This is a genomic window from Pseudomonas sp. M47T1 (assembly GCF_000263855.1).
Lineage (GTDB): Bacteria > Pseudomonadota > Gammaproteobacteria > Pseudomonadales > Pseudomonadaceae > Aquipseudomonas.
Window position 1 is genome coordinate 47,604 of record NZ_AJWX01000013.1, and the last position, 17,456, is coordinate 65,059.

Below are 17,456 nucleotides of genomic sequence, written 5' to 3' on the forward strand. Positions count from 1 at the left end.
GAGTGAAGACTTCAGCAATCAAATGGCCCCGCCTGCTGCTCGCCGCCACCGGTGTGCTGGTGCTGCTGGCCGGCTGTGATTTCGGCAAGCCCAAGCCGCCACCGCCCACCACCTACACAAGCGTCGACTGGAGCGCCCTGCCGGCGGTCAGCGACAGCGACCTGATGGCCGGTTTCACCGCCTGGAATTCCGCCTGTCAGCGCCTGGCCAAGGACCCCACCTGGGGCGCTACCTGCGCCGTCGCGGCCCAGGTGCCGGCGCAACCGGCGGCGGTACGCACCTTCCTGCAAACCCAGCTGCAGGTCTACAGCCTGCGCTCGGGTGACAACCAGGACCGCGGCCTGATCACCGGTTATTACGAACCGGTGTATCCCGGCAGCCTGACGCAGGACGCACACCACACCGTGCCGGTGCTGGGCGTGCCCGACGACCTGATCATCGTGAACCTGGACAGCCTCTACCCCGAACTGAAGGGTAAACGCCTGCGCGGACGCCTGGACGGTCATGTGTTGCGCCCCTACGACGATGCGCAAACCATCAATGAGAAGGGCGTCAACGCACCGGTGCTGGCGTGGCTGAACAACCCCATGGACCTGCAGTTCCTGCAGATCCAGGGCTCGGGCCGCATCCGCCTGGACAGCGGCCGCCAGTTGCGCATCGGTTATGCCGACCAGAACGGCTACCCTTATAAGCCGGTGGGCCGCTGGCTGGTGGAACAGGGCCAGTTGAAGAAAGAAGAAGTCAGCATGGGCAAGATCCGCGACTGGGCCGTGGCCAACCCCGAGCGGGTGCCCGAGTTGCTGGCCAGCAACCCCAGCTACGTGTTCTTTTCCACCCGCCCGGACAGCAACGAAGGCCCGCGCGGCTCGCTGAACGTGCCGCTGACCGCTGGCTATAGCGTGGCCATCGACCGCAAGGTAATCCCCCTGGGCAGCCTGCTGTGGCTGTCCACCACCCGCCCCGACGGCAAATCGCTGATCCGTCCCGTGGCGGCCCAGGACACTGGCGGCGCCATTGCCGGCGAAGTGCGTGCGGACCTGTTCTGGGGCACCGGCGACAAGGCCGGCGACTTGGCCGGCAACATGAAACAGCAGGGGCAGATCTGGCTGCTGTGGCCCAAGGGCGCGCCGCCACCCAAAGTGCAGTAACCCAGCAGCCGCCGCATTTGTGGAGTGGGTGCCGCAGAGCCAGCCTTCGGCAGTTTGCGGGCTTTTTCGCGGTTAGGGGGTACAGGACGCCTGGAAGGCCTTGACCGCCTTGACCACGGCCGGCAGGCGGTCGCGGTCGGCCAGCCAGGTCAGCATCAGACGCTCATCGCTGCCCACGCCTGCCACTGGCCGTTGGCGCAGGCCGGCCAGCGCCTGGTCGCCGGGCCACACCGGCAGCAAGGCCACCCCCGCCCCGGCTTTGGCCAGCGCCAGGGCGGCGGAAATGTCGGAACACTCGAACGCCACCAGGGGCCGCAGGCCACTGTCGGTAAACGCCTGCTGAATACGTTCGTAGAAGCCATGGCCCTGGCGCCGCCGCACGATGATCAACGGCACCTGCGCCAGCTCGTCCAGGCTGCACACATCCACATCCGGCAAATGCCCGGGCACGGCTTCCACCGCTGCCAGGGTCAAGGCCTGCAACGGTTCGCTGTGCAATAAAGGGTTCGCCACCGGCCACTGACTGAGGGCAAAGTCCAGCTGGCGTGATTGCAGCATGTGCTCCAGCACGGCAGGTTCGGCGTGGTAGACGCAAAAGAGGAGGTTAGGCAACTGCTGGCGTACCTCGCCCAGCACGCGGGCCAGGAAGGCCGCGCCGGAGGTCACCGTGCCAACGCTGACCCTGCCGCTGACGCCTTGGGCCAGGCCACGCATGTCGGCGTCGATCTCATCGGCCAGGTTCAGCAGCTCACAGGCACGCCGGTACAGATGCTGGCCAGCGTCGGTCACCAGCAGGCCGCGGCCCTGGCGTTCGAACAGTTGCAGGCCATAGTCGGCCTCCAGGGTCTTGAGGTGCTGGCTCAGGGGGGGCTGCGCGATGTGCAGCTCCTGGGAGGCGGCCGCGATGGATTTACGCTCGACAATGGTCTTGAAGTACAGCAGGTGGCGTAAATTCATGAAGGGCTCGGTCCATAAGGCATGCACCCAGAATAGCCGAACGCCCTAGTCGTAGCAGCCTTTGCCCATTAGTCGATAGATCAGCGAATGGCGCTGGCCCTGGCTGTCTTCGTACACCATGGTCACCGGCACTACCGCGCATACGTCCGGGATGTCACCGGCGTTGATGACTTTGGCGATGTCCAGCTTCTGGCCGTAGGTGTAACGCTGGGCGGGGTCGGCGTGAGCCGTGGCGGCAATACCGAGGGTCAAGGCAGCAATGGCCATGAGGGCTTTCATGTGTCTGTTCTCCAAGTGATTTTTCCTTGGAGACAGGTTAAGCGGCAGCCTGCCCGGTGAATATGATTGAATTCGTCATCACCCATACACAAAACGTGGCCGCCCCAAGGCGGCCGCAGGGTGGGTGCGGTCAGCGCCCCAGCTGCCACACCCGCGCAATATCCCGAGCCCGATCACGCAGCAACGGCGCCGCATTGCGACATGCCTCATCCAGCGTCATGGGCCCACTGGCCAAGGCAAACGCGGCGGTCACGCCATGGGCGTACATCTGCTCATAGCCATCGCCCAGGGTGCCGGCAATCACCAGCACCGGCACGTTCTGCGCGGCGGCGGCACGCGCCACACCAAAGGGTGTCTTGCCGCGCAGGGTCTGGGCATCGAAGCGCCCTTCCCCGGTAATCACCAGGTTGGCACCGTGCAGGGCCTGTTCCAGCCCGGTGAGCTCTGCCACCACCTGCACGCCCGGGCGGAACGTGGCGCCCAGAAAGGCCTTGGCGGCGAAGCCCATGCCCCCTGCGGCACCGGCGCCTGGCGACTCGCGCAAGTCGTGGCCGAGCGCCTCGGCGCTGCGATCGGCAAAGTGGTCCAGTGCTGCATCCAGTTGCAGCACCTGCGCAGGGCTGGCGCCCTTTTGCGGGCCAAATACATGGGAGGCGCCATGAGGGCCGCACAGGGGGTTGTCGACGTCGGCGGCCACTTCGAAACGCACGCTGGCCAGGCGCGGGTCCAGGCCGTCGAGCACCACCCGGGCTAGCTGCGCCAGGGCCAGGCCGCCCTTGGCCAGTGGCTGCTCGTCTGCGCCGAACAGTTCCACGCCCAGGGCGCGGAGCATGCCGGTGCCGGCGTCATTGGTGGCGCTGCCGCCAATGGCAAGAATGACCCGCAGCGCACCTGCGTCCAGCGCTGCCCGAATCAGCTCGCCGGTGCCATAGGTGCTGCTGGTGCAGGCATCGCGCTGCTGCACGGGCACCAACTGCAAGCCACTGGCCTCGGCCATTTCGATGATCGCCGTGGCGCTGTCGGCCAGCCAGCCCCAGCGAGCCTGCACGGGTGCGCCCAGCGGGCCTTCCACGGTCAGGCTGCGCAACTCCCCGTCACAGGCCGCCAGAATCGCCTCCATGGTGCCCTCGCCACCGTCGGCCATGGGGCACTGCACTAGCTGGGCATCAGGCAGCGCCAGGGCCAGGCCCTCGGCAATGGCGGCGGCGACCCCGGCAGCGCTGAGGCTGTCCTTGAACGAGTCTGGGGCAATGACGATTTTCATGACGGCTACTCCGGTTTTCTTGTTCCACCCATGCTGCCAGTTGCTCGACGCCACGGCGCCGGGCCATTGCACAAGCCGGGCGGTGCTTTGTTGTTCATTTCCACAAGTCGGCGGGCAGCAACTGCACACCCAAGTACAGGGTGAGCATGCCGGCCAGGCGGTTGGGGTCGATGCCGCTCAGCTCGGCAATGCGCTCCATGCGGTAGCGCAGGCTGTTGCGGTGGATGCCCAGCGCGTCGGCGCACGCCTGGCTCTGGCCGTCGTGTTCGCACCAGGCCCGCAAGGTGGCCAGCAACTGGCCGCTGGCGTCCTTGGCCATCACCTTGCGCAGTGGCCCCAGCCATTCGTCCAGGCTGTCATCGCTACGGTGGCGCCAGAGCATGGCGGGCAGCCGATAGCGGGCCAACGGCAGGCATCGCACCTGGGGCACGATATCGCGCCCATAGGCCAACAGGTCGCGCACCCAGCGGTAGCCGCGGCGCAGCCCGGCCAGGTCATCGGCGGCCTCGCCCAAGGCCAGGCGCTGCACGGGCCAGGCCTGGGCAACGAGTTTGTCCAGCAAACGGGTTTCGTCAACGGTGACGCTGGCCGGCCGGCACCACAGCAGCGAACCTGCCGCCGGGCTCACGCACCAACTGTCCGGGTAGCGCCCCAGCAACCAGGCCGCCAAGGCCTCAGTGCCCTGACTGGCCTTGAGCTCGAACAGGCACGGCGTGCGTGGCAGGTGCGGCTTGAGGCCCATCTGTCGGGCTTCGTCCAGCAAACGTGGGGAATCACCGGTACCGCCCAGCAACAAGGCCAGTAAGTCGTCGCAACGCTGACGCCGCCAGTGCTGTTCCACTTGCAGACGGCGCTGGCCCAGCAACATCTCGGCGGTCATGCGCACCAGCTCCGCGAAGGTGCGCAATTGCCCTGGCTCCCCCGTCAGGCCCAGCACCCCGATCAGCCGCCCGTCCAGCATCAGGGGCAGGTTCACCCCCGGCTGCACGCCCTTCAGGCACTGCGCCGCCTGGACGTCCAATTCCACCACCCTACCGTTGGCCAGCACCAGCTGGGCGCCCTCGTGGCGGGTGTTGATACGCTCGGGCTCACCACTGCCCAGGATCAGCCCCTGGCTGTCCATGACGTTGACGTTGCACGGCAGAATGGCCATTGCGCGGTCGACAATGTCTTGCGCAAGGTCATGATCAAGTTCGAACATAGGACGATATTCCTGGTAAAGCGCAGCACGCACGTCTGTAGGGTCGCACAGCCGGGCCACCGCTTCACTGTGCAAACGCACAAAGACAGTGCCCGTTTCGTCGCCGACACTCAAGGGTGGCTCACGATAGCCGCCAATAACATAAAAACAGAGAGAAACCCCATGTCTACAAGCCCCGCCCTTGACCAGGGTAACCATGGCGTCCGCGATGCCGTGTATCGGCGCATCACCCTGCGGCTGATCCCCTTTATCTTCATCTGCTACCTGTTCAACTACCTGGACCGGGTCAACGTCGGCTTCGCCAAGTTGCAGATGCTCGATGCCCTGAAGTTCAGCGAAACCACCTACGGCCTGGGCGCCGGTATTTTCTTTATCGGCTATGTGCTGTGCGGTCTGCCGAGCAACCTGGCGCTTACCCGCTTTGGCCCACGGCGCTGGATTGCGCTGATGATGCTGGCCTGGGGCGGCCTGTCGACCTGCCTGCTGTTTGTGACTACGCCCATGGAGTTCTACACGCTGCGCCTGCTGACCGGCGCCGCCGAGGCCGGTTTCTTTCCCGGCATTGTGCTGTACCTCTCGCAGTGGTTCCCCAACGCCCGCCGCGGTCGCATCATGGCCCTGTTCATGTCGGCCATCCCGGTATCGGGGTTGTTGGGCAGCCCGTTTTCCGGCTGGATTCTCAACCACTTTGCCGTGGGCCAGCAGGGCCTGGCCGCCTGGCAGTGGATGTTCCTGATCCAGGGCATTCCGACCATGGTGCTCGGCTGCCTGGCCTACTTCCTGCTCAGCGACAGTTTTGCCAAGGCCACCTGGCTGACCGCCGAACAGCGCCAGGTGGTGGAAGCCGACCTGGCCGAGGACGCCCTCAACAAGCCCGCGCACAAGCACGAATTCATTGGCGCGGTGTTCGCCACACCACTGATCTGGGTGCTAGGCTTCATCTACTTCTGCATTCAGAGCGGCGTGTACGCCATCAACTTCTGGCTGCCGTCGATCATCAAGAACCTGGGCTTCAGCGATGCGCTGGTGATCGGTTGGCTGAGCGCCATACCGTACCTGCTGGCCGGCATTTTCATGCTGCTGGTGGGCCGCTCGGCCGACCTGCGCAATGAGCGCCGCTGGCACCTGGTGGTACCGATGCTGATGGGCGCCATCGGCCTGATCATTGCCGTGAACTTCGCCGCCACCCCGGCCATCGCCATCGTTGGCCTGAGCATCGCCACCATGGGCGCGCTGACCGGCCTGCCGATGTTCTGGCCATTGCCGACGGCGTTCCTGAGCGCAGGCGTGGCCGCTGGCGGCCTGGCGATCATCAACTCCGTGGGGCAGATGGCGGGGTTCCTAAGCCCTTACATCGTTGGCTTCATCAAGGACCAGACCGGGTCCACCGATGCGGCGTTGTATGCGTTGGCGGGGTTGATCGTGTTGGGCAGCGCGGTGGCTTACAAGGTGGCCGGCAAGCGTTGATCCGGTACCTCAGCGCCCCGTAGGCTGCCGCCAGGCCGTAGGCGCTGCCGCCGCGCCATTCAACAGGTTTTAGGTGCGCCTTCAGATGCCGTGCAGTACCTTTGCGGTTCACCACTGCAAAGGGATGTCACCGATGATCTACCGCGCACTGGGCCACAGTGGCCTGAAAGTCTCCGCCCTGACCCTGGGCAGCATGATGTTCGGCGAGCAGACGCCTACCGAAGACGCCCTGCACATCATCGACAAGGCCTGGGACCAGGGCATCAACTTCATCGACACTGCCGACGTGTACAACGGCGGCCGCAGCGAGGAAATCGTCGGCGAGGCGATTGCCCGCAACCGCCAGGACTGGATTCTGGCCACCAAGGTGGGCTTTGGCCCGGCTGACGGCCTGCCCAACCGCAGCGGCCTGAGCCGCCAGCACATCTTCAATGGCGTCGACGCCAGCCTGACCCGCCTGGGCACCGACTACATCGACCTCTATTACCTGCATCGCGACGACCTCAACACCCCGTTGGAGGTGACCGTCAGCGCCATCGGCGACCTGCTGCGCCACGGCAAGATCCGTCACTGGGGCGTGTCCAATTTCCGCGGCTGGCGCCTGGCCGAAATCGTCAACGTGGCCCAGCGCCTGGGCGTGGACAAGCCGGTGGCCAGCCAACCGCTGTACAACATCGTCAACCGCCAGGTGGAAACCGAGCAACTCACCGCTGCGGCCTACCACGGCTTGGGCGTGGTGCCCTTCAGCCCCCTGGCCCGCGGCGTGCTCAGTGGCAAATACAGCCCCGGCAAGGCACCCCAGGCCGGTAGCCGTGCCGCGCGCCAGGACAAGCGGATACTGGAAACCGAATGGCGCGACGAGTCACTGCACATCGCGCAAAAAATCCAGGCGCATGTGGCGGCCAAGGGCGTGGGAATGGTGGAGTTTGCGATTGCCTGGGTGCTGAACAATCAGCTGGTCAGCTCGGCCATTGTGGGGCCGCGCACCGAGGCCCAGTGGGATACCTACAGCGGGGCGCTGGCGGTGAAGATCACGGCGCAAGATGAGGCGTTTATCGACTCGCTGGTAACACCGGGCCACCCGTCGACGCCGGGTTACAACGACCCGGGGCACTTCGTGCCGGGACGCGTCGTTTAAAGGGTAAAACGACGCTGCCGCCAGGCTGCGCTGGCCCTGGCGGTCACTGAAAATCTTCAGCGAGGCACAGGGCCAGCGCAGCCTGGCGGCAGCGGCTACGGCTGGGCGGCGATCAGTTGATCAGGCCTTGACGATCCAGCCCGCAGGGGCCTCGACGTCGCCGAACTGGATGCCGGTCAGCTCGTTGTAGAGCTTGACGGTCACCGGGCCCACGCTTTCCAGGCTATGGAACACGTGCAGCTTGTCGTTGTGCTGGATGCCGCCAATTGGCGAGATCACGGCGGCGGTGCCGCAGGCGCCCGCTTCCTTGAACTGGTCCAGTTGGTCGACGAACACATCGCCCTCGACCACTTTCAGGCCCAGGCGGCTTTCGGCCAGTTCCATCAGCGACAGGCGGGTGATGCCTGGCAATACCGATGGCGACTTCGGCGTGACGAACTCGCTGTTCTCGGTAATGGCGAAGAAGTTGGCCGAGCCCACCTCTTCGATTTTCGAGTGGGTGAGCGGGTCCAGGTAGATGCAGTCGGCGAAGTTGTGCTTCTTGGCATCGGCACCTGGCAGCAGGCTGGCGGCGTAGTTGCCACCGACCTTGGCCGCGCCGGTACCCTGTGGGGCCGCGCGGTCATAAGTGGAGATGGAGAAGTTGTGTGGCTTCAGGCCGCCCTTGAAGTAGGCGCCCACCGGCACGGCGAATACCGAGAAGATGAACTCGGGTGCGGTGCGCACGCCGATGTTGTCACCCACGCCGATGACGAAGGGGCGCAGGTACAGGGCGCCGCCGGTGCCGTACGGAGGAATGAACTTCTCATTGGCGCGCACCACCTGCTTGCAGGCCTCGATGAACATCTCGGTTGGCACGTGCGGCATCAGCAGGCGTGAGCAACTGCGCTGCATGCGCGCGGCATTCTGGTCAGGACGGAACAGGTTGATCGAACCGTCCTTGCAACGGTAGGCCTTCAGGCCTTCGAAGCACTGCTGACCGTAATGAATCGCGGTCGAGCCTTCAGCAATGTGCAGGACGTTGTCTTCGGTCAACGTGCCTTCTTGCCAGGCGCCATCGCGCCACACCGACAGGAAGCGCAAATCGGTCTTGATGTAGTCGAAACCCAGGTTGTCCCAGTTTATGCCAGCGCCGCTCATGATGCCCTCTACAGATGATCGCTAGGATGCAATTCGTTGATCAGGCGACAAAGATACGGCGCCAGGTGCCCTGCGGCAAGCGCGGCTTGGCACGCAAGCCGCAGGAAATGCACGAATGGGCCATAAAGCGCTCAACGGCGCGCCTTGCGGCCTGTGCCAGAGGTCAGCGCGGTTGCATTTTGAGCAGCCGATGGGCCGCCACCGGTTGCAGGCGCGGCGTCAGCATGTGGATCACCACGATGGCCACCAGGTAGGCGCTGCCAGCCACGATGAAAATCGGCTGATAGGATTTGAACACCTCGAGGATGTAGCCGTTGTAGGTGGTCATCAGCATGCCGCCCATGGCGCCTGCCGTGCCGCCGATGCCGATCACCGAGGCCACGGCCTGCTTGGGAAACAGGTCGGAAGGCAAGGTCATCAGGTTTGCCGACCAGGCCTGGTGCGCCGCGGCGGCCAGGCCAATAATGGCCACCACCAGCCACAGGCTGGAGACAAACTGGGCGGTGACAATCGGGATCACGGCCAGGGCGCAGATCAGCATGGTGGTCTTGCGCGAGGCGTTCACGCCGCGGCCATTTTTCAGTTGCCGCGATGAGCCCCAGCCGCCCAGCACAGAGCCAAGGTCAGCCAGCAGGTACACGGCAATCAGCGGTGGGCCGAAGGACTTCAGGTCCAGGCCATAGGTCTTGCCCAGGAAGTCCGGCAGCCAGAACAGGTACAACCACCAGATCGGGTCGGTCAGGAACTTGCCGGCGGCGTAGGCCCAGGTTTCGCGGAAGGTCAGCAGTTTGAACCAGGAAAACTTCGCCGGGGTGGCGTCCACCGGCAGCGAAGGGTCGGTGTCACTGCGAATATAGTCCAGCTCCTGGGCGCTGACCTTGGCATGCTCCTGGGGGCTGCGGTACATCAGCAGCCAGGCGATCAACCACAACGCGGTCACCACGCCAATGGAAATGAACGCGGCGCGCCAGCCCCAGGCCAGGGTAATGGCGGGCACCAGCAACGGGGTGACAATAGGGCCGAAGGCGGTGCCGGCGTTGAAGATGCCGGTGGCCTGGGCCCGCTCTTTCTGTGGAAACCACTCGGACACCGCTTTCAGGCTGGCCGGGAAGCTGCCCGACTCACCGAAGCCCAGGGCAAAGCGCGCCAGGGCGAACTGGGTGACGCCCTGCACCAGGCCATGGCCGATGCTGGCGATGGTCCACAGGGTGAACGCCATGGCATAGCCGATGCGCACGCCCACCTTGTCGATGACGCGGCCGAAGGTCAGGAAGCCGATGGCGTAGGCACACTGGAACCAGAACACGATGTTGGCGTAGTCGGTTTCCGACCACTTCAAATCGGCACTGAGGGTAGGCTTGAGGATCCCGATCATCTGCCGGTCGATGTAGTTGATGCCGATGGCAACGAACAACAGGGCGCAGATGGTCCAGCGGTAGCGGCTGGTGAGGGGTTTGCGTGTTTCAGCGGCGCGAACGGCATTCGCCCGGGGTGCGGGCCCGATATCGATGGTCATGCTGAGGCTTCCTTTCTTGTTGTTATTGAATCCATTCGACAGCCATGCGATGGATTTGTAGGACATCGTATGACGTGATCTGGAGGGTGTCAAATAGCGCACCTGAACCCCTCATTCACTCAAGAGAAGGTGTTTTGCACTGTTCAATATAACGATCACAGGGTAAATTCAGCGCAGCCGCATGACGCGGTGCGACGAGAATCCTATGAACACCCCCACGACGAGAAGTGATGCCCCTGCCCCGGCAGGTTACAGTCACCCCATTTCCCTTCAGCCATCGGCGGTAAAAGCATGATCGAGGTCACCGAAGTTTCCATTGCGCAATTGCGCGCTGCGCTTGAGTCCGGCCAGACCACCTCGGTAGCGCTGGTTGAAGCCTACCTGGCACGTGTCGACGCCTACGACCTGCCCGGCACGGCAACCGCGCTCAACGCGGTGGTGGTGCGCAACCCCCAGGCGCTGGACGAGGCCCGGGCGTCAGATGCCCGCCGCGCCCGTGGCGAACTGCTGGGCCCGCTGGATGGCATTCCCTACACCGCCAAGGACAGCTACCTGGTCAAGGGCCTGACCGCCGCCTCCGGCAGCCCCGCCTTTGAACACCTGGTGGCTCAGCGCGACGCCTTTACCATCGAGCGCCTGCGCGCCGGTGGCGCCATCTGCCTGGGCAAGACCAACATGCCGCCCATGGCCAACGGCGGCATGCAGCGCGGCGTGTATGGCCGGGCGCAAAGCCCGTACAACGCCAGCTACCTCACCGCGCCTTTCGCCTCCGGCTCGTCCAACGGCGCTGGCACGGCCACCGCTGCCAGCTTTGCCGCTTTCGGCCTGGCGGAAGAAACCTGGTCCAGCGGCCGCGGCCCGGCGTCCAACAACGGCCTGTGCGCCTATACACCGTCGCGCGGGGTGATTTCGGTGCGTGGCAACTGGCCGCTCACGCCCACCATGGACGTGGTAGTGCCGTTCGCCCGCACCATGGCCGACCTGCTGGAAGTGCTGGACGTGGTGGTGGCCGAAGACCCCGACACCCGCGGCGACCTGTGGCGCCTGCAACCCTGGGTGGCCATCCCCAGCGTCGAGTCGGTGCGCCCTGCATCATACCTGGACCTGGCTGCCGCGCCGGCCGCACTGAAAGGCAAGCGCCTGGGCGTGCCGCGCATGTACATCAATGCCGACGCCGAAGCGGGCACGTCTGAAACCCCGGGTATCGGCGGCCCCACCGGGCAGCGCATCAATACCCGCGCCACGGTCATCGACCTCTGGCAGCAGGCGCGCCAGGCCCTGGAAGCGGCCGGCGCAGAGGTGGTAGAGGTGGACTTCCCGCTGGTGTCCAACTGCGAGGGCGACCGCCCTGGCGCGCCCACCGTGTTCAACCGTGGCCTGGTGAGCAAGGAATTCCTCCACCATGAACTCTGGGACCTGACCGCCTGGGCGTTCGACGACTTCCTGCAAGCCAACGGCGACCCGGCGCTGAACCGCCTGGTGGACGTGGACGGGCCGAAAATCTTCCCGCACGACCCGGGCACCCTGCCCAACCGCGAGGGCGACCTGGCCGCCGGCATGGACGAATACGTGCGCATGGCCGAACGCGGCATCACCCCGTGGAACGAGATCAGCACCGTGCCCGATGGCCTGCGCGCTCTGGAGCAAACCCGGCGCACCGACCTGGAAGAGTGGATGGACCGCCTGGGCCTGCACGCCGTGCTGTTCCCAACCGTGGCCGACGTAGGCCCGGCCGATGCCGACATCAACCCGGCTTCGGCTGACATCGCCTGGAGCAACGGGGTCTGGGTGGCCAACGGCAACCTGGCTATCCGTCACTTGGGCGTGCCCACTGTGACCGTGCCCATGGGCATCATGAGCGACATCGGCATGCCCGTGGGGCTGACGTTTGCCGGCCGTGCCTACGATGACTCGTCGCTGCTGCAACTGGCATCGGCGTTCGAAGCCACCGGCAGCAAGCGCCTGATCCCGCCGCGCACACCGCAGTTGGGTTGATTGGCCGATCCGTAACCGCTGATCCCGCCGCTGATCTGTAGCCTGGCGGCAGCGGCTACAGACCGATTCACGCCGTACGCATCACCCGGTCACGACCCGCTTCCTTACCTTGGTAAAGCAGTTGGTCGGCCCGGTTCAATGCATCGCGAAACGCCTCGCCCGGCTCGATCACGGTGACGGCCAGCGTGGCCGTCACCGCCAGCGTGGCGCCGCTGACCTGCCCGGCCTGGGCGCGGATGTGCGCCAGCATGCGCTCGGCCACCGGCCACGCATCGGCCAGTGACGTGTTGGGCATCAGCACCAGAAACTCTTCGCCACCCCAGCGCGCGGCGATGTCCGTGGCCCGCACGCTGCCGGAGATACTTTCGGCGATACGCTGCAACACCACATCCCCCAGGTCATGGCCATGGCGGTCATTGATCTGCTTGAAGTGGTCCACGTCCAGCAAAATGATCGCCGTGCTCGCCCCTTGCCGCGCCGCCCCCAGTTGCCGAAGCCGTTGTAGCACCCGACGGCGGGTGTACAAGCTGGTCAGGCTGTCGCGGTGCGCCGAATGAAACAGGTTCATCTGCATGGCCATGGTAAAACGCACCGACAAGGCAGTGGCGTGCATTAACAAGGCCGTGGCGGTGAAGGCGTTAACAATACCGAACACCTCCACCAGGCCGTCGTTGATGCCATTGGCCACACCCATGTGCCCACGCAGCGCGTAGCCGCCCACGGCGACTAGCACAATGGCCACGTTCAGGCAGATTCGCCGTACCGGAGAAATCTGGAAACTGAAGGCAATGATGGGCACCAGGCAGAACAGGTAGAAGTGGAAGTTGCTGTCCCAGCCCAGCATCCAGGTGGCGACGATGGCGTGGGCGATGATCTCAATACTGAACAGCAGGCCGGCCGCCTGGTAGCGCTGCCGACGAATGGCCAACAGGCAGGCCACGTACATGGCGATGCTGACCGCATTGGCGCCCCACAGCACCGGTATGCCCAGGGCCACGAACAGCCCGAACAGCAGGACATGGATGGCAAACGCAATCCACACAATGGCAATGATGTGCCGCCAGAACTGATAGGTGGCGTCCTGCAACACCTGGGCGCGGTCATCCGCAGTAGAGCTGGTCATCAAGTGGTCTCGCGGGCAAAAAAAATTCAAGTCTGGTACTGAGACTGATGTCGGCGCGGCCACGCCACGCTTGATACTGGCGAATGTGCCTTTTTGTCGGACAATCGCCCCCCCTCGTCACCGCGTGCGGCCGCTACAGACACAAAAGCACACCCATTCAATTATTCATCTGCCCTGCCCCGCACCCTGACGCAGTCCGCCTTCCCCCTTTTGGAGATTGTCATGCGTCGCACCTTCCTCATGCTGTCCCTGGCCGCGCCACTGTCGGCCATGGCCGCCGCCGGCCCGGCCGTAGGGCCGCAGTACGACACCAGTCATGTCTACGTAGCGCCCAATGACGTGGATGCCTTCGTGCAAAGCTTCACCAGCACTTTTGGCGGCAAGAGCACGGCGCAGGTGGTGGCCGATGTGACGCCAACACCTAGCAGCACCACCTCGCAACTGCTGCAAACCCCGTCGGGCACCGTGTCGCTGTTCGGCTTCAAGACGCCCATCCCGCACCCCTTTGGCGATGAGCGCAACGGCTACCTGGTCAAGGACATGGACCTGGCCATCCAGCAGGCCCGCCAGGCCGGTGCCGATGTGATCGTCGCGCCCTTCCCCGACCCTATCGGCCGTGACGCCGTGGTGCAATGGCCGGGCGGCGTGAACATGCAGCTCTACTGGCACACCACCGCGCCCAACTATGCGGCGTTCCAGTATGTACCAGAGAATCGCGTGTACGTATCCGCTGATCGCGCCCCTGCGTTCATCAAGGCCTTTACCACCTTCTCCCATGGCCGCGTGGTCGCCGACGACAAGCACGCCCCCGGGGCCGAGATCGGCCGCGACAAGGGCACCTACGAGCGCGTGCGCATCAGCTCCGACTTCGGCCACATGACGGTGCTGGTCACCGACGGCCACCTGCCGTTCCCTTATGGCCATGAAACCACCGGCTATGAAGTCGCCGACCTCAATGCCACCCTGCAGAAGGCCACCGGCAGCGGCGCTACCGTGCTGGTCCCGGCCGCCAGCAGTGACGGCCGCCAGGCCGCGATGGTGCAGTTCCCCGGCGGCTACGTGGCAGAAATCCACCAAGTGCTGGCGAAAAAATGAAGCGCCCCCTGCCCTCTCGTCTGGCGGGCCTGTCGCTGGTGCTGCTGCCGTTGATCGGCAGCGGCGCCCACGCTGACGGCGAAGAGACGCGCCCCACCATCAAGGCCAACCGCTGGCAGGAAGACTGGTCGGCGCTGGCCTCGCCGGCGCTGCGCACCGAACCCCTGGACAACCTCAAGTATATCCCCCTTGGCAGCGACGCCTGGCTGTCGCTGGGCGCGACCTTGCGCGAACGCCTGGAAATGAATGACGCGGCGAACTTCGGCACCAAGGGCACGGCGCGGGACAACTACTTGCTGCAACGCTTCCAGGTGCACGCCGACCTGCACTTCAACGAGCACTGGCGCCTGTTTACTCAACTGGAGGATGTGCGCGCCTACGACAAGACCACCCTCGGCGGCGCCGACCAGAACCGCCTGGACCTGCGCCTGGCCTTCCTGGAATACATTAACGCCTTCGACAGCGGCACCTTGAAGAGCCGCGTAGGCCGCCAGGATTTCGCCTTTGACCTGCAGCGCTTCGTGTCCTCGCGCGACGGCCCCAACGTGCGTCAGTCGTTCGACGCCCTGTGGGCTGACTGGGAAACCACTCAGTGGCGCTTCATCGGTATCGTCAGCCACCCGGTGCAGTACCGCGACGACCAGGACTTCGATGACACCTCCAACAACGCCGTGCGCTTCGACATGCTGCGCGTGGAGCACGTGGTGGGTAACAATCAGGAGCTGTCGGCCTACTACGCCCTGTACCAGCGCGACGACGCCCAGTACCTGGACGCGTCGGGCAGTGAGGAACGGCATATTGTCGATGCCCGCTACGCCGGCACCGCGGCCAATGTCGACTGGGACCTGGAAGCCATGCTGCAAGGCGGCACCGTGGGGGCCAAGGACATTCGCGCCTGGGCCGGCGGCAGTCGCGTGGGCTACACCTTTGCCGACCAGCCATGGACGCCGCGGCTGGGCCTGCAACTGGACATTGCCTCGGGTGACAGCCACGCCGGTGACGGCCGTGTGGGCACCTTCAATCCGCTGTTCCCCAACGGGTACTACTTCACCCTGGCGGGCTACACCGGCTACAGCAACCTGATTCACGTGAAGCCGTCGCTCACGGTCAAACCCTTGCCAGGGCTGAGCGTGCAAACCGCCATCGGCCTGTTATGGCGCCAGACCACCGATGACGCGGTGTACACCCAGCCCAACATTGCCGTGGCCAACACTGCCGGTACCGGGCAGCGCTGGACGGGTGCCTACGCCCAGCTGCGCACCGACTATGCCTTTACCGCCAACCTCAGCGGCGCCGTCGAGGCCGTGCACTACGACGCGGGACAAACCCTGCGTGAAGCCGGCGGCCATGACAGCAACTACCTGGGCGTGGAAATGAAGTTCAGTTGGTAAGCGTCGGGGTATTGACCACATGGTCAATACCCCGGGGCAAAGCCCGTCGCCAGGCGAATGGCGTGGTGCCCAGGCAACGGGTGAATACCCGGGTGAAGTGTGATTGATCGGCAAAACCGCAGTCCAGGCCCACTTGGGCGATGGGCACGTTACCGTCCGCGAGCAGTTCCTTGGCCCGGGACAACCGCGCGCTCAATAGCCAGTCGCGCGGCGACTGGCCGGTGGTGCGCTTGAACGCCCGGGAAAAATGGCTACGCGACAACGAGCAGGCCTTGGCGATGTCGGCAATCGAGGGGCTGGTGCTCATCTGTTCCAGCATCAGTTGCTTGGCCCGCCGCGCTTGCCAGGGTGACAGTGCCACGCGCTCGGGGGCCGGCGCCGGGCGATCGCCGTATTGCACCAGCAGGTGCGTGCACAGGGCGCTGGAGTGCTGGTAAAGCGCCTGCGGCGCGGCTGGGCCGTTATCGGCCAAGGTGGCCGCCAGCGCCAGCAACAGGTCCAGGGTGGTGGGGTCCAGCGGCTTGGCGGCGGCATGGGGGGTAGCATTCATCGGGGGACGCTCCGTGTACGATCCGGTACCTGCACAGTGTCCAAGCCCTGGCGTGGCACGTCCTTGCCAGGGCCTTAAATGTTCTGAAGCGCAGTGGTTTCAGAACAATTAAGGCCAGGACAAGGATTTGCCCGGTGCCGATCCTCTAGCGTGTCGACTCCACCCCTTGCGCAATGCACCTCACAGGAGTCGACCATGCCTTACCTCACCACCACCGACGGTACCGAGATTTACTACAAGGATTGGGGCAGCGGGCAGCCCGTGGTGCTCAGCCACGGCTGGCCGCTGAATGCCGACATGTGGGACTACCAGATGAACTTCCTGGCCGCCAACGGCTTTCGGGTGATTGCCCATGACCGCCGCGGCTTTGGCCGTTCCAGCCAGCCATGGACCGGTTACGACTATGACACCTTTGCCGATGACCTGGAGCAATTGCTGGACGAGCTGGACATCAGCAACGCCATCCTGGTCGGGTTCTCCATGGGCGGCGGCGAAGTGGCCCGCTACCTGGGCCGTCACGGCAGCAAGCGCATTGCCAAGGCCGTGCTGGTCAGCGCCGTGACGCCGCTGATGATTCGCCGCGACGACCATCCCCAAGGCATGGACCCGGCCATTTTCGACGGCATCCGCGCCGGCCTGCTCAACGACCGCGCCGGCTTTCTGGACGCCTTCGGCCCAGTGTTCACCGGCAGCGACAAGCCGGAAAACAAGGTGGGCAAACCGATGCTCGACTGGACCCAGTTCCTGGCCTTGCAGGGCAGTTTCAAGGGCACCTTCGACTGCGTGGCGGCCTTCTCGGAAACCGACTTGCGCGACGACCTGCGCAGCATCGATATCCCGACCCTGGTCATCCATGGTGACGGCGATGCCGTGGTCAGCTTCGAGGTCACCGGCAAGGCCGCCGCCGAACTGGTGCGTGGCGCGCAACTGAAAGTCTACCCGGGCGCCCCGCACGCGGTGTACTTCACCCACAAGGACCAGTTGAACCAGGACCTGCTGGCGTTCGCCCGCGGCTGATGCACGGCCGCGCCAACGGCTACGCTGCGTCCCCGTAGCTGCCGCACGCCGGACCTGCCGCCAGGCCGGAGATGTCGCGACGCCGTAGGAGATGCCGCCAGGCTGCGAAGGCGCGCGCAGCGTGCCCGCGATTGGCATGACACCGATGAAGGCCCTGCGACCCCTTTCGCAGCCT

Annotated in this window: 15 protein-coding genes; 7 read left to right on the forward strand and 8 right to left on the reverse strand. The window is 64.9% G+C overall.

Annotated features, from left to right (window positions below):
• The first annotated feature begins 2 nt into the window (after positions 1-2).
• Positions 3-1,148, forward strand: coding sequence for a murein transglycosylase A (mltA, locus tag PMM47T1_RS14950; protein WP_008370268.1), 1,146 nt, complete (start codon positions 3-5; stop codon positions 1,146-1,148).
• 72 nt (positions 1,149-1,220) lie between these two features.
• Here the strand turns inward: mltA and PMM47T1_RS14955 are convergent, their stop codons facing one another.
• The 4 genes from PMM47T1_RS14955 to PMM47T1_RS14970 all read right to left on the reverse strand — a co-directional run bounded on the left by PMM47T1_RS14955 (position 1,221) and on the right by PMM47T1_RS14970 (position 4,849).
• Positions 1,221-2,105: a LysR family transcriptional regulator gene (locus PMM47T1_RS14955; protein ID WP_008370270.1), complete on the reverse strand. Its 885-nt coding sequence runs from the start codon at positions 2,103-2,105 to the stop codon at positions 1,221-1,223.
• 45 nt (positions 2,106-2,150) lie between these two features.
• The gene (locus tag PMM47T1_RS14960) at positions 2,151-2,384 is read right to left on the reverse strand and encodes a DUF2790 domain-containing protein (protein WP_008370272.1); all 234 of its coding nucleotides are present in this window, start codon (positions 2,382-2,384) and stop codon (positions 2,151-2,153) included.
• Positions 2,385-2,514: 130 nt separating this feature from the next.
• Positions 2,515-3,648, reverse strand: a complete 1,134-nt coding sequence (locus PMM47T1_RS14965; protein WP_008370274.1) for a glycerate kinase — start codon at positions 3,646-3,648, stop codon at positions 2,515-2,517.
• Between the two features lie 94 nt (positions 3,649-3,742).
• Complete coding sequence (locus PMM47T1_RS14970) at positions 3,743-4,849, reverse strand: sugar diacid recognition domain-containing protein (RefSeq protein WP_008370276.1); 1,107 nt, start codon at positions 4,847-4,849, stop codon at positions 3,743-3,745.
• A gap of 162 nt (positions 4,850-5,011) precedes the next feature.
• On the opposite strand from PMM47T1_RS14970, the gene PMM47T1_RS14975 reads away from it, so the two are divergent.
• Positions 5,012-6,316 (forward strand): MFS transporter, encoded by a 1,305-nt coding sequence (locus PMM47T1_RS14975; protein WP_008370278.1) that lies wholly within the window; start codon positions 5,012-5,014, stop codon positions 6,314-6,316.
• Positions 6,317-6,449: 133 nt separating this feature from the next.
• The gene (locus PMM47T1_RS14980) at positions 6,450-7,454 is read left to right on the forward strand and encodes an aldo/keto reductase (protein ID WP_008370280.1); all 1,005 of its coding nucleotides are present in this window, start codon (positions 6,450-6,452) and stop codon (positions 7,452-7,454) included.
• Positions 7,455-7,574: 120 nt separating this feature from the next.
• On the opposite strand, the gene PMM47T1_RS14985 is transcribed toward PMM47T1_RS14980, so the two are convergent.
• Together PMM47T1_RS14985 and PMM47T1_RS14990 are read right to left on the reverse strand one after the other, a co-directional pair.
• Positions 7,575-8,594: a branched-chain amino acid aminotransferase gene (locus PMM47T1_RS14985; RefSeq protein WP_008370283.1), complete on the reverse strand. Its 1,020-nt coding sequence runs from the start codon at positions 8,592-8,594 to the stop codon at positions 7,575-7,577.
• Positions 8,595-8,757: 163 nt separating this feature from the next.
• The gene (locus PMM47T1_RS14990) at positions 8,758-10,110 is read right to left on the reverse strand and encodes an MFS transporter (RefSeq protein ID WP_008370285.1); all 1,353 of its coding nucleotides are present in this window, start codon (positions 10,108-10,110) and stop codon (positions 8,758-8,760) included.
• A gap of 291 nt (positions 10,111-10,401) precedes the next feature.
• Here PMM47T1_RS14990 and PMM47T1_RS14995 point away from each other — a divergent pair, with 291 nt between their 5' ends.
• Positions 10,402-12,105: an amidase gene (locus tag PMM47T1_RS14995; protein ID WP_008370287.1), complete on the forward strand. Its 1,704-nt coding sequence runs from the start codon at positions 10,402-10,404 to the stop codon at positions 12,103-12,105.
• A 67-nt stretch (positions 12,106-12,172) separates the two neighbouring features.
• Here PMM47T1_RS14995 and PMM47T1_RS15000 read toward each other — a convergent pair whose 3' ends face one another.
• Positions 12,173-13,228, reverse strand: a complete 1,056-nt coding sequence (locus PMM47T1_RS15000; protein ID WP_008370289.1) for a diguanylate cyclase — start codon at positions 13,226-13,228, stop codon at positions 12,173-12,175.
• A 222-nt stretch (positions 13,229-13,450) separates the two neighbouring features.
• Between PMM47T1_RS15000 and PMM47T1_RS15005 the strand changes: the two genes are divergently transcribed.
• Both PMM47T1_RS15005 and PMM47T1_RS15010 read left to right on the forward strand, forming a co-directional pair.
• Positions 13,451-14,323: a hypothetical protein gene (locus PMM47T1_RS15005; RefSeq protein WP_008370291.1), complete on the forward strand. Its 873-nt coding sequence runs from the start codon at positions 13,451-13,453 to the stop codon at positions 14,321-14,323.
• Positions 14,320-15,714 carry an alginate export family protein gene (locus PMM47T1_RS15010; RefSeq protein ID WP_008370293.1) on the forward strand — a complete coding sequence of 465 codons (1,395 nt, stop codon included), beginning with the start codon at positions 14,320-14,322 and terminating at the stop codon, positions 15,712-15,714. The genes PMM47T1_RS15005 and PMM47T1_RS15010 overlap by 4 nt, the downstream gene beginning before the upstream one ends.
• Here PMM47T1_RS15010 and PMM47T1_RS15015 read toward each other — a convergent pair.
• Positions 15,704-16,264 (reverse strand): helix-turn-helix domain-containing protein, encoded by a 561-nt coding sequence (locus PMM47T1_RS15015; protein WP_008370295.1) that lies wholly within the window; start codon positions 16,262-16,264, stop codon positions 15,704-15,706. The genes PMM47T1_RS15010 and PMM47T1_RS15015 overlap by 11 nt on opposite strands.
• 195 nt (positions 16,265-16,459) lie before the next feature.
• Here PMM47T1_RS15015 and PMM47T1_RS15020 point away from each other — a divergent pair, with 195 nt between their 5' ends.
• Positions 16,460-17,281: an alpha/beta fold hydrolase gene (locus PMM47T1_RS15020; RefSeq protein ID WP_008370297.1), complete on the forward strand. Its 822-nt coding sequence runs from the start codon at positions 16,460-16,462 to the stop codon at positions 17,279-17,281.
• Positions 17,282-17,456 lie beyond the last annotated feature (175 nt).